Origin of the sequence: Nostoc sp. UIC 10630 (genome assembly GCF_010747425.1) — a bacterium.
Lineage (GTDB): Bacteria > Cyanobacteriota > Cyanobacteriia > Cyanobacteriales > Nostocaceae > Nostoc.
On sequence record NZ_JAAGOG010000004.1, the window covers coordinates 63,824 to 80,153 of the forward strand.

Genomic DNA, 16,330 nt, shown 5'->3' on the forward strand with positions numbered 1-16,330 from the left:
TATGGGTGACAAGTATTTGACGTTATCAGAATTAAATCTTGAGGGACAGTTACTAGGTTTTGTTGGTGGTGAACCAGGAAAATATAAATATATGCAATTGGCAGTTCCATCTGGAAATGTGGAAATTAAACTGCCTAAAGAGTTGCGCCGTTTACTAAGTTCATCTTTAATTCCTGGCCAGCAAATTCGCGTTTGTGGCCATAGTAAGATAGACTCGCGCACAAGTAAAATTAAAATTAAAGCCTATCGAGTGACACCAATTGATACATGTCCAAAGCAAGATTTACCACCTCAAAGCAAAGCCAAGATTATGGTATGTCAAAAGGGTGGTTGCCTGAAACGTGGTGGTAAAGGGTTATTATCAGAATTAGAAAAAACTTTGTGCGATCGCGGTTTGTTAGACAAAGTTACCATTGAACATACGAGTTGCCAAAAATGCTGTGGCAGCGCTCCCAACTGTGTTTTACACCTTGGTAAAAAGAAATACAAGAATATTCATCCTGAAGCGATCGCATCTTTGCTAGAAAGTCATTTAACTCAATAGTAGTAACCTTCGCTAGCTTTTCTTAAAATAATACACAACTTTGTAGGGGTAAAATTTTTACCCCTATTTGTTGTAAGTATCATACAGTAATCTTGTCAAACTGCGATCGGCTAAGTTATAACTGCTGCACTGCTAGTAATACTGAATACAAATAGAACTTATAAAAATTTCCAGTAGCCTTGTTCAAGCTGGATTACAACTTTCGTTATTGTGTACAAATTTTCCGCAAATATCTTAAGTAGTTAAAAATCAATGTCTTTGTTTAGCAATTTACTCAATCTACATTCAGGAAGCAAGCCGCTTGAAGATTTTTTTACTGAGATTGTTGCTTATTTTTTATCTTTGAATAAGGAGATTTTAATTGATTGGCTAAAACATCACTCAATCATTAGTGATGATAATTATTCCAGCATCAAGATTTCAACCCAACAAAAACACAAAGGGCTTGAAAGCCATACAGAGGATAGCAGACTAGATATTGTTGTTGAATTATCAAATGGTTTAAGTACAGATGTAATATTTGTTGAATCAAAAATTGGTGCTAAAGATGGAAATAATGCTTTAAGAAAATATGCTGAACTTTTGAGTAATTTACCAAATATCAGACATCGAATTTTAATTTATATTACCCGTGATTATGACCCAAAAGAAGAAATAAAAACTCTAGCATTTCAATTAGAGCCAAAAGTAAGTTTTTATCAATTGAGGTGGCATCAATTTTATACCCGCTTACGACAACACGCGACTGATATATTAGCCCAAGAAATATTAACTTTTATGAGGGAAAATGAAATGTCTCACACTAATCAATTTTCATCAGTTGACTTATTGACAATGGTGAATTACAACAAAACTCTCAATCTCATGGAATCAACTCTCAATGAAGAAGTACAGCAGGAATTCAAGCTAGCTTTTGGAGGTGTTATCAACGGCGCAGCAAGTAGGACTCAATGGAAATGGGACGAGAGATATATTATCTACACTCACCTTTCTCCCTTAAAATGGGACTTCTGTTGTGGTGTTGGATACTTCGGTTTAAATCCAAGTAATTTAACTGATTATCCATATTTAGGTATATTTTTGCAGGTTTCTCATAGGTTTGCACAACGCCCAAAAATTATTGAATCAATGCAGAAAGTAATTAACGATAAGCCTAATATATGGACTCCTGTTAATTTAACAATTTTGCCAGCATGGTCAGCTATTTTTTATCAAAAAAGCCTACAAGAGTTTTTATCTGAAAAAGACCAGCTATCTGCTATTAAATTATTTTTCCAAGAGTCAATAAAGGAATTAAAAACGGTTCAAGAACAATATTTTAATTTTCCTTGGAAAGGTGTAAGTATAGAAGCTGATAAAGAAGACCTAGACACCTCATCATCCTCAGTCACATAACTTTAATCAGCTACAGCTATATTAAGATAAAAATAACTCTGCATTCTCGTAGTTGTTATGAGCCTTACCACTGCTAAACGCTTTACTATAGCTGAATATCACCGTCTAGCTGAACTCGGCTTCTTTGAGGAGAATGACCGAGTTGAGCTAATTAAGGGTGAAATAATCCAGATGGCAGTAAAAGGTACACCGCACTCTGTTTGCAGCACCCGCTTATATCGGGAGCTGTTCAAGCTGGTTCTAGAAGAGGCGGTTCTTCGAGGACAAGAACCAATTATTATACCTGATGACAGCGAACCAGAACCCGATCTAGTCATTGTGCGAAATCGTCCTGATGACTATTTAGAAGCTCATCCTAGCCCATCTGATGTATTGTTGGTAATTGAAATTTCTAATTCCACTTTGAAATATGACCAAGATGTAAAATTATCTGTTTATGCAGAAGCTGGTATTCCCGACTATTGGATATTTAATTTACTAGATAACTATCTAGAATCTTACGGTGAACCTTATAAAGATTTGCAAGGTAAATTTGGTTATCGTCGTAAGTTAATTTTTCTGCCTAATGAGTCAATTAATTTGCCATATTTTTCTGATTTAGTTCTGGATTTATCTAAGGTGTTTCCAGTTAATTTATAAAAGGCTATGTCTAATGACAAGTCACTGTGCGTCTACGCTAGACACCAATTTAAATCAATCCTTCCAAGGCGTGTTGCAAATCGTTTGTCACATCTGCAACAGCTTGCCTAGCACCCAAACGATTTTCCTTATACGTTGGGTAACGCTCAGAAATAGATATGGGTTCACCCACAGTAATTTTTACTTTTTGCTTACCCAATTGCGGACGCTGTACACTTTTATCGCCTTTGATTTTAGCAATCATTTGCCATAAAATTAAAGTCGTCTCAGCAAACCTTTCTACTGTTGGATTTTCCCGAATATAATTACCAGAAACTGCCACAAAACTTTCTACTAAACGCATGTGCCACATCCGCGCATTCGCTTCTTCAGCAATGCGATCGCCTAAAGCTCTTTCTACAGCAGAGACTCCTTTGACATCCTTAAATTCTTCTCTAAATATATAATTCCAACCTGCTTGTTCTACCCGCCGACAACGATCGCTCAAACTACCTTTTGACTGCAAATTAAAATACTGTTCTGATATTAACAACGCTGCATTCAACAACGCTTGTAAACGAACTGCTAACGCTTCATTTCTATCTGTAATTTGCCCATTGACAATCTTGGGATCTGGCAGTTTCTGATGATAAAACCGGGTGTAAAATTCTTCCATGAGCAAAAGTAAATGTTCTGCCAAAGCCAACAACCGAGGATAAAGCGACTCTATAGAAGCATTTTCTGCTGAATTCACAGGTAAACCACTAGCCGCTTCCAATTCACTTAAAAGATTTGCGATCGCACCCCAAGGAGCATCTACGTAACTATATTTAATCCCAACTGGTACAATTAGAACGTGTTCAGGGCGTTCAGCTTTTTGCAAATCTTCAGCACACCAAAAGCCTAATTGGGCAATACCAGGTTCTAGAGGGCTAATATTCTCCGATAAACCATTGGTTGCACCCTCTGGCGCAGCAGCCATTGGGAATTTCCCATTAGCAAACAAGTCACGCGCCGAACGTAATCCCGTCCAGTCAGCTTTACCTCGCTGAATCGGAGTCCCACCTAAATGAGAAGCAATCCAGCCAACGTGGGAACCTGCCCAGAGAGGAATGCCGCGATCATAGATAAAATGAGCGTGAATGGGATGTTGTAGTGTTGTACCTTGCGATCGCGCTGTCTTTGGTACAATTTGAGACAGCAAGTAACCCAAACAAAACGGATCGTCTGTTTTCGGATGGCGAAATGCCAGCATAAAACGGATCTTATCCTCCTGAAACTGGCGATAGAGATCCACCAGCACCTCTACGTTGTCTGCTTCAATTTGGGTAATAGGTGTTTGCCAGTTTATCCAACTAGGTAGCAACAGCTGGACAACTCGTAGCAATAAAGGGTTAAACGCGGGGGGAATAAATTCTAAGGGTGCTTGTGCTTGATAAATTACATCTGCCAAAGTAGTTTCTCCTAAAGATTCCCTGATTTTAATCGCCTGATGGTTATTTCTTTTAAGATATCTTAACGGCTGTAATATGCCCTGAGTAATGAAGTCGAGGTAAAACCTGCCTCTTGCGCTGTGCTTGGTACATTACTCAGGTTAGAAAACTAGGATACCTTCTTAGTCTACGCAGATTATTTTAATGAAGCGTACTTACGCAGACTTATAAAGTATTTTCTGCTGCAATGGAACGTGTTGGCAGATAGTGGAGGTTTTGCAACACTTACAAACTTAATAACAAGAAAGACTCAAGCTAAATCCTGGCAATACATTTTCACCCGATAATTGTGTGGGTAGATTTCGCACTTCCGTATCTTGTTTTTGGCGATAAATTTCTACTTGCTGCTGTTGAGGGTTAATTAACCATGCCAATTGCACGCCTGCATCTATATATTCCTGCATTTTGGAACGCAACATTTCCAAATCATCCGTTGCTGACCTTAATTCAATGACAAAATCGGGTGCAATGGGGGGAAATTTACGTCTTTGTTCAGGTGTAAGTACTTGCCAACGTTCTCGTTGAATCCAAGCGGCATCTGGGGAACGGTCAGCACCATTGGGTAATTTGAATATAGTAGAAGAACTGAAGGTAAATCCAAGGCCAGTTTGCCGATTCCAGATTCCCAAATCAATAATTAAATCTGCTTCTCGATTGCCGCTTTCACCTCCAACGGGGGACATGATGATTAATTCTCCCTTGGTAGTGCGTTCAAATTTCAATTCGCGGTTATTTTGACATAAGTGATAAAATTGTTCGTCACTCAGGTGAACAGTGTCTAGTTTTAATGTCAAATGACTCATAACCTAGACCTAGATTAAATAGTTGCAAAGATTATATCATGCCATATCTTAACGGCTGTAAGATGCCGATCGCGCTTGCGCTTTGCGTACCTCGCAGGTTCAAAAACTAGGATACCTTCTGAATGCACCCAGGCGGATGAGGGTTTGTGTGGCCGCGATTTATAATCGCCAGGTGGTTTATAAACAAATTAGAGATTCTGGAAAGGGAATAAACGATGCGACTATCACAAATGTTATTCGTTACACTCCGGGATGATCCAGCTGATGCTGAGATTCCCAGTCATAAATTATTACTCCGTGCAGGTTACATTCGTCGCATCGGTAGTGGTCTTTATGCTTATTTGCCGTTAATGTGGCGGGTACTGCAAAAAGTTTCCCAGATTGTGCGGGAAGAAATGAACGCTACAGGCGCACAAGAATGTCTCTTACCACAATTACAACCTGCTGATTTATGGAAGGAATCGGGACGCTGGGACACTTACACCAAAGCTGAGGGGATCATGTTTTCCCTAATTGACCGCCGCGAGCAACAATTAGGATTAGGCCCAACTCATGAGGAAGTAATCACAGCGATCGCTCGTGATATGATTCGCTCTTATCGCCAGTTACCCCTACACCTCTACCAAATTCAAACTAAATTCCGCGATGAAATTCGTCCCCGCTTTGGTTTGATGCGCGGACGCGAGTTTATCATGAAGGACGGCTACTCCTTCCATACCGATGAAGCCAGCCTCAAGGAAACGTACCAAGATATGTATAAAGCGTACAGCAATATCCTACGGCGTTCTGGTTTAGCTTTTCGGGCAGTGGAAGCTGATTCTGGTGCAATTGGTGGTTCTGGTTCCACAGAATTTATGATTTTGGCGGAAGCTGGTGAAGACGAAGTTCTCTACACTGAGGATGGTAAATACGCCGCTAACGTAGAAAAGGCTGTTTCTTTACCAATTGATGCCGAAACCTCACGGTTTACAACTTATGAGAAACGCGATACACCTGGAACAGAAACGATTGAAAAGGTGTGTCAACTCCTCAACTGTTCTCCTACTCAATTGGTGAAAAATGTCCTTTATCAGACAGTTTATGATAATGGTACAACGGTGTTAGTTCTGGTGAACATCCGAGGCGATCAGGAAGTGAATGAAGTCAAGTTGCAAAATGAATTGACTAAATTAGCTTCTGAATATGGCGCTAAAACTATTATTAGTTTGAATGTACCAAATGTAGAAGCCCAGCAAACATGGACAGCTAAATCTCTACCTTTAGGCTACATTGCGCCTGATATCGCAGATGAGTATATTGCTGCTAATAAACAGATCCATCCGAAGTTTTTGCGCTTGGTGGATCAAACAGCCGTTGATTTAAAAAACTTTGTTACAGGTGCGAATGAAGCTGGTTATCACGTAGTTGGTGCTAATTGGGGTGAGCAATTTAAGTTACCAGAACGAGTGGTAGATATTCGTAAATCAAGACCAGGCGATCGCGCCATCCATAACCCAGAACAAACCTTACAAAGCGCCCGTGGAATCGAAGCAGGTCACATTTTCCAATTAGGCACTAAATATTCCCAAGCTATGGGAGCAACTTATACCAATGAACAGGGTGAAGAAAAGCCGTTATTTATGGGTTGTTTTGGTGTAGGCGTATCACGACTAGCCCAAGCTGCCGTAGAGCAATCTTATGATAAAGATGGGATTATTTGGCCAGTTGCGATCGCACCCTACCACGCGATCGTCACAATTCCTAACATTAAGGATGCTCAACAAGTCGAAATCGCTCAAAAACTTTACACAGAACTCAATCAAGCAGGAATTGAAACCCTACTCGATGACCGCGATGAACGGGCTGGAGTGAAATTTAAAGATGCTGACTTGATTGGCATCCCTTACAGAATTGTAACCGGGCGGGCGATCGCTAATGGCAAAGTCGAAGTTGTAGAAAGAGCCACCCGTAAATCTCAAGAAATAGTCATTGATGAAGTTACCACTACACTCCAACAATGGATTACCGCCGCAATTGAGGTAAAAAATTAAACCATAGGCGCTTCTCTACGAGACGCTACGCGTAGCTTGCTTCCACGTTCGCGTAGCGTCCCGCAGGGAAGGGACGCAGAGGAATAAATACTTGACTTTGCGTTCCTCTGCTTTGTAAATTTAATCTTCAATCATCTCCAAAAAGAATGAGATTTACATAATTTGGTAGGTGACGGATTAGAAATAGAAATTCTAAAATTGAACCAGGGACTTACAGAATTAAAATAATCGCCTTTTGAGGCATAAAGTCTCCTCCAGGTTTCGGGAAACTCTCTACTTGTAAGTATCGTCTTTAACCAGGCTGCTCCTCACATAACTACCATATCAGCCCTCAGTTAGGAAGGTTTTGAACATGAAAGACCAACAAGGATCTAATCGTATTTCTTCAGGCGCAATTGCAGCTGTTTCAGCAGTGGTTGTAGCGGTGGGTGGCGGTGTGGCTTGGTTTACTACACACTCCAGCAATCCTCCCACACCGTCAAACCCCTCTGGGCGCATCGCTCAACCAGCACAGCCATCAACTAGGCAGCCAGCTAACGAGCAAACCCCTAATGTTTATTGGCTCAGACCAAAAGACAAAAGTGTTGCTTTGGTTCCCCAACCTGTTAAAGTCGCTTCTATACGAGCCAACCAGCCTTTAGAAGCAGCTTTCCAAAGTTTATTGGCAGGGCCGACAGAAGGAACAGATTCCACAACTATCCCCAAAGGAACTAAGCTGTTGGGACTGAAATCAGACAATGACGAAGTTCACGTTAATTTATCTGAAGACTTTACCAGTGGTGGTGGTAGCACATCAATGATGGGTCGCGTCGGACAAGTTGTTTATACTGCGACAAGTTTAAATCCTAAAGCCAAGGTTTACATTGACGTGAACGGCAAACCATTGGATGTTTTAGGGGGTGAAGGCGTAGAGTTACAACAGCCACTAACTCGTGAAAGCTTTGAGAAAAATTATCAGCTTTAGTTCTTGGTCATTGGTCATTGGTCATTGGTCATTAGCAAAGGACAAATGACAAAGGACAAATGACAACTGACCTAACGTTTGCTATTTAACACACGAAAATTACGGGCTTGCTCCTCTAACCTTGTGGCCAGGCGATCGCAAACCCGATTACACAAATCAAAAATCATTTCATCTTCCACCCGGTAATAGGCGCAAGTTCCTTCACTGCGGCGGCTAAGGATACCTGCTTGCCACATTACCTTCAGGTGTTTTGACACATTTGCCTGAGAAGTCTGTGTTGCCTCTACCAACTCTTGCACGCATTTTTCTTCATCCCGTAATAAGTGGAGCAGCCGCAAGCGCATCGGCTCACTTAACAGGCTGAAGTATTCAGCTACTTGTTGCACCACTTCTGGCGGTAAAGGCAACGTTTGTTTCATCAGGATTAACCCGCAAGGACTGAAGTTTTAACGATGACTCATTTCAGATGACTCATTTGATATATAGATTAATACTTAATCGGGGTTAATTCGCATCAAAGGTTGACCATATTCTACAGCGTCACCATTTTGGAGAAGAATTTCCATCACCTGTCCAGAGACTTCGGCTTCGATTTCATTCATCAGCTTCATGGCTTCAATGATACAGACGGTTTGGCCCTTGCGGACGCGATCGCCAACTTCCACAAATGCCGCTTCCCCAGGTGCAGGAGCGCGATAAAACGTTCCTACCATTGGGGAAGGCACTTCTACTAATCTCTGATCAATGATTGAGGGAGCATTTACTGACAACTGCAATTGTGTGCTAGTACCAGTATTCTCAAACACGCGAGATGTGGACACCTCCGTTACCTGACTCGCGTTCACCTGGTTTCCTCCAGATGAACCCGATGTCAAGCCAGAACCTACCACACCGCCGAAGGTTGCTTGACCTACCGACAACATCTGATTGCTGACGCTCACAGCCTTACGGACTGTTAGTTCAAAATCATCGCTTTTGAGCGTGACTTCTGCAATATCTGTTTGTGCGATAGTTGCCAATAGTTGGCGGATTTCATTAAAGTCCAATGGCACAGTTTTTATTACCTCGACCTATCCGTAAATTAGCATCTTAAGTGTGGCAGGGATTAAATCCAGATGTAGGGATTTCAATCGGGAGCAAACATCTCCATAGAGATGAAAGTTATTCCCTGCTGATATATTTATCTTCCTGGGTATCAACTTTGATGCGTTCTCCTTGGGAAATAAACAAAGGAACCATCACAATTGCACCGGTTTCCAAAGTTGCTGGTTTTGAGCCACCGGTAGCAGTGTCACCTTTTAAGCCTGGATCTGTTTGTACAATTTCCAGAACCACAGACTTAGGCAATTCTACTCCCAGCACCTGGTCGCCCCACTTAATAACTTCAGCTTCCATACCTTCCTTCAGGTATTTGACGCGATCGCCAATTTGTGCGCGGGTCAATCTGCCTTCTTCGTAGGTTTCCATATCCATAAAGACGAACTCATCGCCCTCTTTATAGGTATGCTGCATCGTGCTTTTTTCTAAAGTAGCTTGGGGCACAGTTTCCCCAGCTCGGAACGTTTTTTCCATCACGCTCCCACTTTGGACATTTTTTAACTTAGTTCGGACAAAGGCGGAACCTTTGCCTGGTTTGACGTGCAGGAATTCAAGCACTCGCCATACAGACCCATCTAATACAATTGAAACACCGGGTCGAAAGTCGTTACTGGAGATCATGAAACTTTCAAATTTTGGAAGACAATCGGCATTTATTGTACCCTTCTAGAGTCGTCATTGGGCATTTGTCATTAGTCATTTATCATTTGTCATTTGTACTGAGCGTATCGCTAAAGCGAAAGCTTCGCTAACGCGTAGCGTCTCCAAGAGTTGTCGAAGTATTTGTCATTTATCCTCCGCCCTTAACGTGGGAAGATTATTGATGGGTTACGTCCAGTCAACAATTTAATGCTGCATTTGAGTTATCCCATGCTTAACTTATTAAAATCCTGGCTGAAGAACAGCCTAATGGCAATACTGCTGGTAACAATATTTTTAGGCATAACTACAGCTGGGTGGACTCCCTCCAGTAGCGCCGCGCTGCCAGCCGGCAACGCAATTACCGACGGCAAGGCTTTGTTGCGGTATGCACTCCCGATAGATAACAAACCTGTACGGCAACTACAAGCCAGTTTAGAGGACATCTCTGCCCAACTGCGGGCTAATCGGCGATGGGGTGCTATTTCCAAAGACATCAGCAAAGCATCCCGAATTCTCGATAAACCCTCCCAAATCTTAACAAGCGTTCCCACAGAACGCCAACCCCAAGCAGAAGCTTGGATTACCGAGTTGAAATCTGGGGTGGGTAAATTAGAAGAATTGGCGAAGAACAAAGATAAAGAACAAATTCTGCAAGAGAGAGGCAAACTTCTAAATCTTGTGACTCAGATAGAAGAGTCAATGGTGAAAGAATTCCCCTTTGAAGTACCTGCCCAATACAGTAATCTGCCACAACTTAAAGGTCGTGCCACGGTAGAATTTAAAACTAACAAAGGCGATTTGACCGTTGTGGTAGATGGTTATAGCGCCCCTATTACTGCTGGTAATTTTGTAGATTTAGTGCAGAGGGGTTTTTACAATGGCTTAGAGTTTACCCGTTCTGAAGAATCTTACTTTCTGCAAACTGGAGATCCCGCAGGTAAAGATGTAGGTTTCATTGATCCCAAGACGGGCGAATATCGCGCTATTCCCTTAGAAGTTCTAGTTCAGGGTGATAAAGCACCTACTTATGGGATTACGCTAGAAGAAGCTGGTCGTTACGTTGATATGCCAGTTCTACCTTTTTCTGCTTTTGGTGCAGTAGTCATGGCTCGCCCTGAAAGTGAAGTGAATGGTGGTTCTTCGCAATTCTTCTTCTTTTTGTTTGAACCAGAACTTACCCCCGCCGGACGCAACCTATTAGATGGTCGCTATGCCGTTTTTGGCTATCTCACCGAAGGCAAGGAAGTTTTGGATAAACTGAAGGCGGGTGACAAAATTGAATCGGCAAAAGTCGTTCAAGGAATAGAAAATCTGGTTGAACCGCAAGCAGCATAAGAAGAGAGCAGGGGGAGAATAATTCCTGTACAGACGCGATTAATCGCGTCTCTCCTAACTCCCCTGATTTAGATTCCCGGCGCTGAATACTTGATCAACTGCGATCGCTAATTCTGGAAAAGTCCGTGATACAATTTCTTGAGTACCAGTAAAAACTGTTTCTTCGTAAAATCCATCTTCCAGTAGTAACACTGAAACTTTTGCTTCCAGTGGGTCTACAATCCAATATTCAGAAACCTCTAAGGCCGCATATTCAGAACGCTTATGACGATAATCCCGTTTAACCGACTCTGGACTGACCACCTCAACAATTAGTAACGGCGGTGACTGAAATACTGCTGAGGCATTCAACAATTCCCTGGCTTGCTCAAGCGTCACCACACACAAATCAGTCAACCTAGATTTATTTCTCCCCGTTCTCACCCCACTTTCTCGAAAACACAGCCAAGGTGAGCTACAACGTTTTATTTCTGCTTTGAAAGCAGTATCCAAAAAATCGACAATCAGAAAATGTTCAATAGTAGGTGGGTTCATTAGCTCTAGCTTGCCATCCACCAGTTCGTAATGAAAACCGTTGCCATCATCATAAGTTAAGTACTCCTCAAACGTGATGCTGGTTACTGGTGTTGTTACCATCCCAAGTGACCCCTAGACGATATTTTTATATTAAACAGTAAAGCAAATCATCAGTTTTCTTAGTAATTTTGCAACACGGAAAACCGATTGTGAACAGTGAGTTATCTTCTCAACAAGTCAAAGATATTGGCGAACAAGGTCTTTTAGAAAGATTACAGCGCTTCTGTCCTCCAGAAATTATCGGTGATGATGCCGCAGTACTTGAAACTGCACCAGGCAAATCTTTGGTAGTGACTACAGATGTACTGGTTGATGGCGTACATTTTAGCAACCTCACCACTTCCCCAGAAGATGCTGGTTGGCGAGCGGCAGCTGCCAATTTATCAGATTTAGCTGCAATGGGTGCTTCTCCATTGGGAATCACTGTCGGGTTGGGACTCCCCGGTGAACTTAGGGTGAGTTGGGTAGAACGCTTATACCAAGGAATGACAGAATGCCTGCAAAAATACAATACCTCAATTGTCGGGGGCGATGTGGTGCGATCGCCTGTGACAACTTTGGCAATTACCGCTTTTGGTCAAGTTAACCCTAGTCAAATTATCCGCCGTTCTGCTGCTGTAGTGGGAAATGCGATCGTTGTTACAGGGGTTCATGGAGCCTCCCAAGCTGGCTTAGAACTGCTTTTACATCCCCAATCAGGACAAAACCTCAAAGATGTAGAACGCACGGCACTAATCCGCGCACACCAGCGCCCACAGCCACGATTAGATGTCTTACCAATCCTCTGGAAAATTTTAGCATCCCCATCTCCCATACCCATTGCCGGTATGGATAGCAGCGATGGTTTGGCAGATGCAATTATCCAAATCTGCCGCGCTAGTGGTGTTGGCGCTATCCTAGAACGCAGACAAATTTCCATGCCAGCAGCTTTTGACCATTGGCTAACAGAAGAGCAAGCACTAGCTTATGCTCTATACGGTGGTGAAGACTTTGAATTAGTGCTTTGCTTGCCACAAGAGTCAGCATTAGCCTTAGTACGAAATCTTGGTCAAGGTGCTGCGATCGTCGGCAAGATTACACCCGGATCAACAGTACTATTGCACGACGAACAAAAAAAATTCCCTGACCAAGTTCTGAGCCTTAGCCAGGGATTTCAGCATTTTAGTCAATAGTCCTTTGTCTTTTGTGAAAAACTAATAACCAATGACTAATGACAAATTATTGCCACTTCTCAGCGACCAATTCTGCCAAATCCAAAACTCGTTGGCTGTAACCCCACTCGTTGTCATACCACGCCATAACTTTTACTAAGTCATTGCCCATAACCAAAGTCAAGCTAGAATCAACAATCGAAGAAGCATCGCTACCTTGATAATCGGAAGATACCAGTTCTAGTTCGCTATAGTCCAAAATGCCTTTAAGTGGGCCTTCAGCAGCATCTTTGAGAGCTTGGTTAACTTCTTCAGTAATAGTACGCTTCTCAACCTGAACTACGAAATCTACCATTGAGACGTTCGGGGTTGGTACGCGCAAGGCAACGCCATTTAGCTTGCCTTTCAGGTCTGGGATAACCAGCGCCACTGCTTTTGCTGCACCAGTGGAGGTGGGTACAATGTTTATCGCTGCGGCCCTCGCCCGTCGCAAATCCCGGTGAGAAGCGTCTAGCAAACGCTGGTCGCCTGTATAGCTGTGGGTGGTGGTCATCGTACCTTTGATGATGCCGAACTTATCGTTCAACACCTTGGCAATTGGTGCCAAACAGTTGGTAGTACAACTAGCGTTACTGATAATGTTGTGTATGTTGTGGTCATAATCATGATGATTCACACCAACCACAAAAGTGCCATCCTCGTTTTTACCAGGAGCGGTAATCAGAACTTTCTTGGCTCCAGCATTCACATGCTTTAGCGCTCCTTCTTTGCTAGTAAATACGCCTGTTGCTTCGATAATTAGGTCAATTCCCCAATCTCTCCAGGGCAACTTTTCTGGGTTGCGATCGGATACGCACTTAATGGTCTTACCGTTAACGATGATAGAGTTATCATCGGCACTAATCTCAGCACCTTTGATCTTACCTAGCATCGAGTCATACTTCAGCAGGTGAGCATTAGTTCTAGGGTCTGACGTGTCATTAATAGCGACAAGATCAATTTTGCTATTCTCTCTACCCACCCAGCAACGCGCAAAGTTACGTCCAATCCGCCCGAAACCGTTGATTGCAACTCTAATCACAGTGTCTTGCCCTCTGTATTTATGCTTATATGTTGATATCGTTGACCCCAATCATATCGCAAAGGGGGGGGGCACTTATAACCATAAAGTGTTAGATCAATAAAAAAACACATAATTTATTCAGATTTGTTCGAGTAGAAACTGTTGTTAGTGATATATGATCTGACCGTTTCCGGTACTAAATAACGAATTGACTGGCGTTCGCGACACAATTTGCGAATTAGACTTGACGAAACTCCTACTAAAGGTATATTCAAGAGTTGCCAGTAAATGGTATGTGACTGCTCCCTCAGTTGTTGCTCCACTTGCTTGCAGATTAATTTGCTTTGAGTTATAGTCTCACCACCTAGCAGTCGGGGTGCGATTAACCAATCACACATTTGTGCTAGTTCGTGTCCACGGTACCAACGAGGTAAGGTTTGGAAAGTATCCAAGCCCACAATCCAGTACCAGTGAGTATTTGGGTAACAAGCAGATAAGTCAATCAGAGTGTTAATGGCATAAGAAGTCCCAGAGTGATTTGCCTCCACTAGGGAGACAGTAAACGCTGGGTTATCTTTTATGGCTAATTGCAGCATTTCCACGCGATGCTCAAACAAAGCTGCTTCTTTATGAGGAGGATTTAGGGATGGCACCCAAATTACCTTTTCAAGAGATACTTCTTGCATTGCTGTCTCGGCTACGAGCAGGTGTCCCCAGTGAATTGGATCAAATGTGCCACCAAAAATTGCTAGTTGCTGCATCCAGTTATGCCTGGGTTTTATGCAATTGAAAAATAGTTTCATTACCAATGTACTATTGTAGTCAATTCACGGCTAAACTTGATGCAATTTCAAATCAGTTTCACTAAACAATGTATTATGTAGCCAATTCCAGTAAGGTAGACAAAAATATGTATTTGACATTACAAGAATTTCTTTCCCGATGTAGCCAAAATTTTCAGAATAATCTTAACAACAGTTCAGAAATAGTAAAAACCTCCAACCAAGGTAAAATCATTCTGAACACGCAAAACCAGACCAGAAACAACATCTGGGCATTAAACATAAATACGATATAGGAGTAGTTACGGTAAAAATCAAATTCCTGTTATGATACGCGTGTCATTTGTGATTATGGTGTGGTGTGGTGTAAGAGGAGCAATAAATGACTAATTCTGTAGATTTTAGTGGTAGACCATTTCATTTTATTGGCATCGGCGGCATAGGTATGTCTGCTCTGGCATACGTTCTCGCCAAGCGTCAATTTCCAGTATCAGGTTCGGATCTTCGTCCAAACCACATGACGCACAAATTGGAATCTATCGGTGCCCATATTTTTGGTAGACAAGAGGCAAGTAATCTCGAATTCTTTCGTCCTCAAGTATTAAATTCACAAGAACAATTACCTGCTGATACTAAGTCAAAATTACCTCAAGTCATTTGTTCAACAGCAATTAACACTAATAATTTAGAATACAAAGCAGCGTTGGAATTAGGTTGTCCAATTTTGCATCGTTCAGATGTACTAGCCGCCTTAATTTCCGATTACTACAGTATTGCAGTGGCAGGAACACACGGCAAAACTACAACCAGTAGCATGATTGGTTATATGCTTCTGGAAGCAGGTCTAGACCCAACGATTTTAGTAGGTGGCGAAGTCAATGCTTGGGAAGGTAATGCTCGATTGGGACAAAGCCAATATTTGGTAGCCGAAGCAGACGAATCTGATGGTTCTTTGGTAAAACACGCTCCAGAAATTGGCATCATCACCAATATTGAACTTGATCATCCTGACCATTACGATACATTAGAAGAAGTAATTGACATCTTCCAGACATTTGCTAAGGGTTGTAAAACTTTAATAGGTAGTATTGACTGTGCGACAGTGCGCGATCGCTTACAACCCACAATCAGCTACAGCTTACACTCAGATACCAACGCTGACTACACCGTTACTAATATTGATTATCGTGCTGATGGCACCACGGCTCTAGTTTGGGAAAAAGGCAAAGCCTTGGGCGTGTTGAAGTTGCGGCTGCTCAGTCGGCACAATCTCAGCAATGCTCTAGCAGCAGTAGCTGTTGGTCGCGCCTTGGGCTTAGAATTTGGAGCGATTGCCAAAGGTATTGCAACCTTTGAAGGAGCAAGACGACGCTTTGAGCTGCGGGGTGAAGTTGATGGTATTACCTTCATTGATGACTATGCTCATCATCCTAGCGAGATTCGCGTTACTCTCGCCGCCGCACGTTTACAGGCAAGACCAGGACAAAGAGTGGTTGCTATCTTCCAACCCCATCGCTATAGCCGAACACTGACCTTTTTAGAAGAATTTGCCGAGTCCTTTACCCATGCTGATTTGGTTGTGCTGACTGATATTTACAGTGCAGGCGAACCCAACTTAGGGCAAATTACTGGTGAACAGCTAGCAGCGGAAATTGCTAAACAGCATTCCCAGGTAGTTTATCAACCAACTTTACCCTCAGTGCGTGAGTACTTGTTAAAAACATTACGCCCAGGAGACTTGGCGCTGTTTTTAGGAGCTGGGAACTTGAATCAGGTGATTCCTGAAGTAATTACTGCACTTTGCGAACCTGCTAAAGCCACATCTTAAGTGGAGAC

At 42.4% G+C, this 16,330-nt stretch carries 16 protein-coding genes; 8 read left to right on the forward strand and 8 right to left on the reverse strand.

What is annotated here, in order from left to right; all coding sequences use genetic code 11:
- The first annotated feature begins 1 nt into the window (after nt 1).
- The 3 genes from G1O98_RS02325 (at nt 2) to G1O98_RS02335 (ending at nt 2,578) form a co-directional block, all read left to right on the forward strand.
- Nucleotides 2-544, forward strand: coding sequence for a (2Fe-2S) ferredoxin domain-containing protein (locus G1O98_RS02325; protein ID WP_163926982.1), 543 nt, complete (start codon nt 2-4; stop codon nt 542-544).
- Nucleotides 545-796: 252 nt separating this feature from the next.
- Nucleotides 797-1,939, forward strand: coding sequence for a PD-(D/E)XK nuclease family protein (locus G1O98_RS02330; protein ID WP_163926983.1), 1,143 nt, complete (start codon nt 797-799; stop codon nt 1,937-1,939).
- Nucleotides 1,940-1,996: 57 nt separating this feature from the next.
- A complete protein-coding gene (locus tag G1O98_RS02335) occupies nt 1,997-2,578 on the forward strand; it encodes a Uma2 family endonuclease (protein ID WP_163926984.1) in 582 nt (193 codons plus the stop codon).
- 49 nt (nt 2,579-2,627) lie between these two features.
- Here the strand turns inward: G1O98_RS02335 and G1O98_RS02340 are convergent, their stop codons facing one another.
- The gene (locus G1O98_RS02340; protein WP_163926985.1) at nt 2,628-4,010 is read right to left on the reverse strand and encodes a 1-acyl-sn-glycerol-3-phosphate acyltransferase; all 1,383 of its coding nucleotides are present in this window, start codon (nt 4,008-4,010) and stop codon (nt 2,628-2,630) included.
- 273 nt (nt 4,011-4,283) lie between these two features.
- Nucleotides 4,284-4,853, reverse strand: a complete 570-nt coding sequence (locus G1O98_RS02345) for a Uma2 family endonuclease (RefSeq protein ID WP_163926986.1) — start codon at nt 4,851-4,853, stop codon at nt 4,284-4,286.
- A 215-nt stretch (nt 4,854-5,068) separates the two neighbouring features.
- On the opposite strand from G1O98_RS02345, the gene G1O98_RS02350 reads away from it, so the two are divergent.
- Nucleotides 5,069-6,883, forward strand: a complete 1,815-nt coding sequence (locus G1O98_RS02350) for a proline--tRNA ligase (protein WP_163926987.1) — start codon at nt 5,069-5,071, stop codon at nt 6,881-6,883.
- Between the two features lie 352 nt (nt 6,884-7,235).
- Nucleotides 7,236-7,847, forward strand: coding sequence for a GerMN domain-containing protein (locus G1O98_RS02355; RefSeq protein ID WP_163926988.1), 612 nt, complete (start codon nt 7,236-7,238; stop codon nt 7,845-7,847).
- Between the two features lie 71 nt (nt 7,848-7,918).
- Here the strand turns inward: G1O98_RS02355 and G1O98_RS02360 are convergent, their stop codons facing one another.
- The 3 genes from G1O98_RS02360 to efp all read right to left on the reverse strand — a co-directional run bounded on the left by G1O98_RS02360 (nt 7,919) and on the right by efp (nt 9,566).
- On the reverse strand, nt 7,919-8,266 hold the full coding sequence (locus G1O98_RS02360; protein WP_012407243.1) for a metalloregulator ArsR/SmtB family transcription factor: 348 nt from the start codon (nt 8,264-8,266) through the stop codon (nt 7,919-7,921).
- Nucleotides 8,267-8,341: 75 nt separating this feature from the next.
- Nucleotides 8,342-8,899, reverse strand: coding sequence for an acetyl-CoA carboxylase biotin carboxyl carrier protein (gene accB / locus G1O98_RS02365; RefSeq protein ID WP_114083703.1), 558 nt, complete (start codon nt 8,897-8,899; stop codon nt 8,342-8,344).
- 109 nt (nt 8,900-9,008) lie between these two features.
- Complete coding sequence (efp, locus tag G1O98_RS02370; protein WP_114083704.1) at nt 9,009-9,566, reverse strand: elongation factor P; 558 nt, start codon at nt 9,564-9,566, stop codon at nt 9,009-9,011.
- 249 nt (nt 9,567-9,815) lie between these two features.
- On the opposite strand from efp, the gene G1O98_RS02375 reads away from it, so the two are divergent.
- Complete coding sequence (locus tag G1O98_RS02375) at nt 9,816-10,922, forward strand: peptidylprolyl isomerase (protein ID WP_163926989.1); 1,107 nt, start codon at nt 9,816-9,818, stop codon at nt 10,920-10,922.
- A gap of 54 nt (nt 10,923-10,976) precedes the next feature.
- On the opposite strand, the gene G1O98_RS02380 is transcribed toward G1O98_RS02375, so the two are convergent.
- Nucleotides 10,977-11,558: a Uma2 family endonuclease gene (locus G1O98_RS02380; RefSeq protein WP_163926990.1), complete on the reverse strand. Its 582-nt coding sequence runs from the start codon at nt 11,556-11,558 to the stop codon at nt 10,977-10,979.
- Nucleotides 11,559-11,647: 89 nt separating this feature from the next.
- Here G1O98_RS02380 and thiL point away from each other — a divergent pair, with 89 nt between their 5' ends.
- A complete protein-coding gene (gene thiL, locus G1O98_RS02385; RefSeq protein ID WP_163926991.1) occupies nt 11,648-12,670 on the forward strand; it encodes a thiamine-phosphate kinase in 1,023 nt (340 codons plus the stop codon).
- Nucleotides 12,671-12,716: 46 nt separating this feature from the next.
- Here the strand turns inward: thiL and G1O98_RS02390 are convergent, their stop codons facing one another.
- On the reverse strand, nt 12,717-13,730 hold the full coding sequence (locus tag G1O98_RS02390; protein ID WP_163926992.1) for a type I glyceraldehyde-3-phosphate dehydrogenase: 1,014 nt from the start codon (nt 13,728-13,730) through the stop codon (nt 12,717-12,719).
- Between the two features lie 116 nt (nt 13,731-13,846).
- On the reverse strand, nt 13,847-14,473 hold the full coding sequence (gene nadD, locus G1O98_RS02395; protein WP_163926993.1) for a nicotinate (nicotinamide) nucleotide adenylyltransferase: 627 nt from the start codon (nt 14,471-14,473) through the stop codon (nt 13,847-13,849).
- 403 nt (nt 14,474-14,876) lie between these two features.
- Between nadD and murC the strand changes: the two genes are divergently transcribed.
- Entirely contained in the window at nt 14,877-16,322 is a 1,446-nt protein-coding gene (murC, locus tag G1O98_RS02400; protein WP_163926994.1) for a UDP-N-acetylmuramate--L-alanine ligase, read from the forward strand.
- The last annotated feature ends 8 nt before the right edge of the window (nt 16,323-16,330 follow it).

Coding starts and splice junctions, on each gene's coding strand:
- G1O98_RS02325 (WP_163926982.1), top strand. CDS start 2: ATGGGTGACAAGTATTTGACGTTATCAGAATTAAATCTTGAGGGACAG.
- G1O98_RS02330 (WP_163926983.1), top strand. CDS start 797: ATGTCTTTGTTTAGCAATTTACTCAATCTACATTCAGGAAGCAAGCCG.
- G1O98_RS02335 (WP_163926984.1), top strand. CDS start 1,997: ATGAGCCTTACCACTGCTAAACGCTTTACTATAGCTGAATATCACCGT.
- G1O98_RS02345 (WP_163926986.1), bottom strand. CDS start 4,853: ATGAGTCATTTGACATTAAAACTAGACACTGTTCACCTGAGTGACGAA.
- G1O98_RS02350 (WP_163926987.1), top strand. CDS start 5,069: ATGCGACTATCACAAATGTTATTCGTTACACTCCGGGATGATCCAGCT.
- G1O98_RS02355 (WP_163926988.1), top strand. CDS start 7,236: ATGAAAGACCAACAAGGATCTAATCGTATTTCTTCAGGCGCAATTGCA.
- G1O98_RS02360 (WP_012407243.1), bottom strand. CDS start 8,266: ATGAAACAAACGTTGCCTTTACCGCCAGAAGTGGTGCAACAAGTAGCT.
- efp (WP_114083704.1), bottom strand. CDS start 9,566: ATGATCTCCAGTAACGACTTTCGACCCGGTGTTTCAATTGTATTAGAT.
- G1O98_RS02375 (WP_163926989.1), top strand. CDS start 9,816: ATGCTTAACTTATTAAAATCCTGGCTGAAGAACAGCCTAATGGCAATA.
- G1O98_RS02380 (WP_163926990.1), bottom strand. CDS start 11,558: ATGGTAACAACACCAGTAACCAGCATCACGTTTGAGGAGTACTTAACT.
- nadD (WP_163926993.1), bottom strand. CDS start 14,473: ATGCAGCAACTAGCAATTTTTGGTGGCACATTTGATCCAATTCACTGG.
- murC (WP_163926994.1), top strand. CDS start 14,877: ATGACTAATTCTGTAGATTTTAGTGGTAGACCATTTCATTTTATTGGC.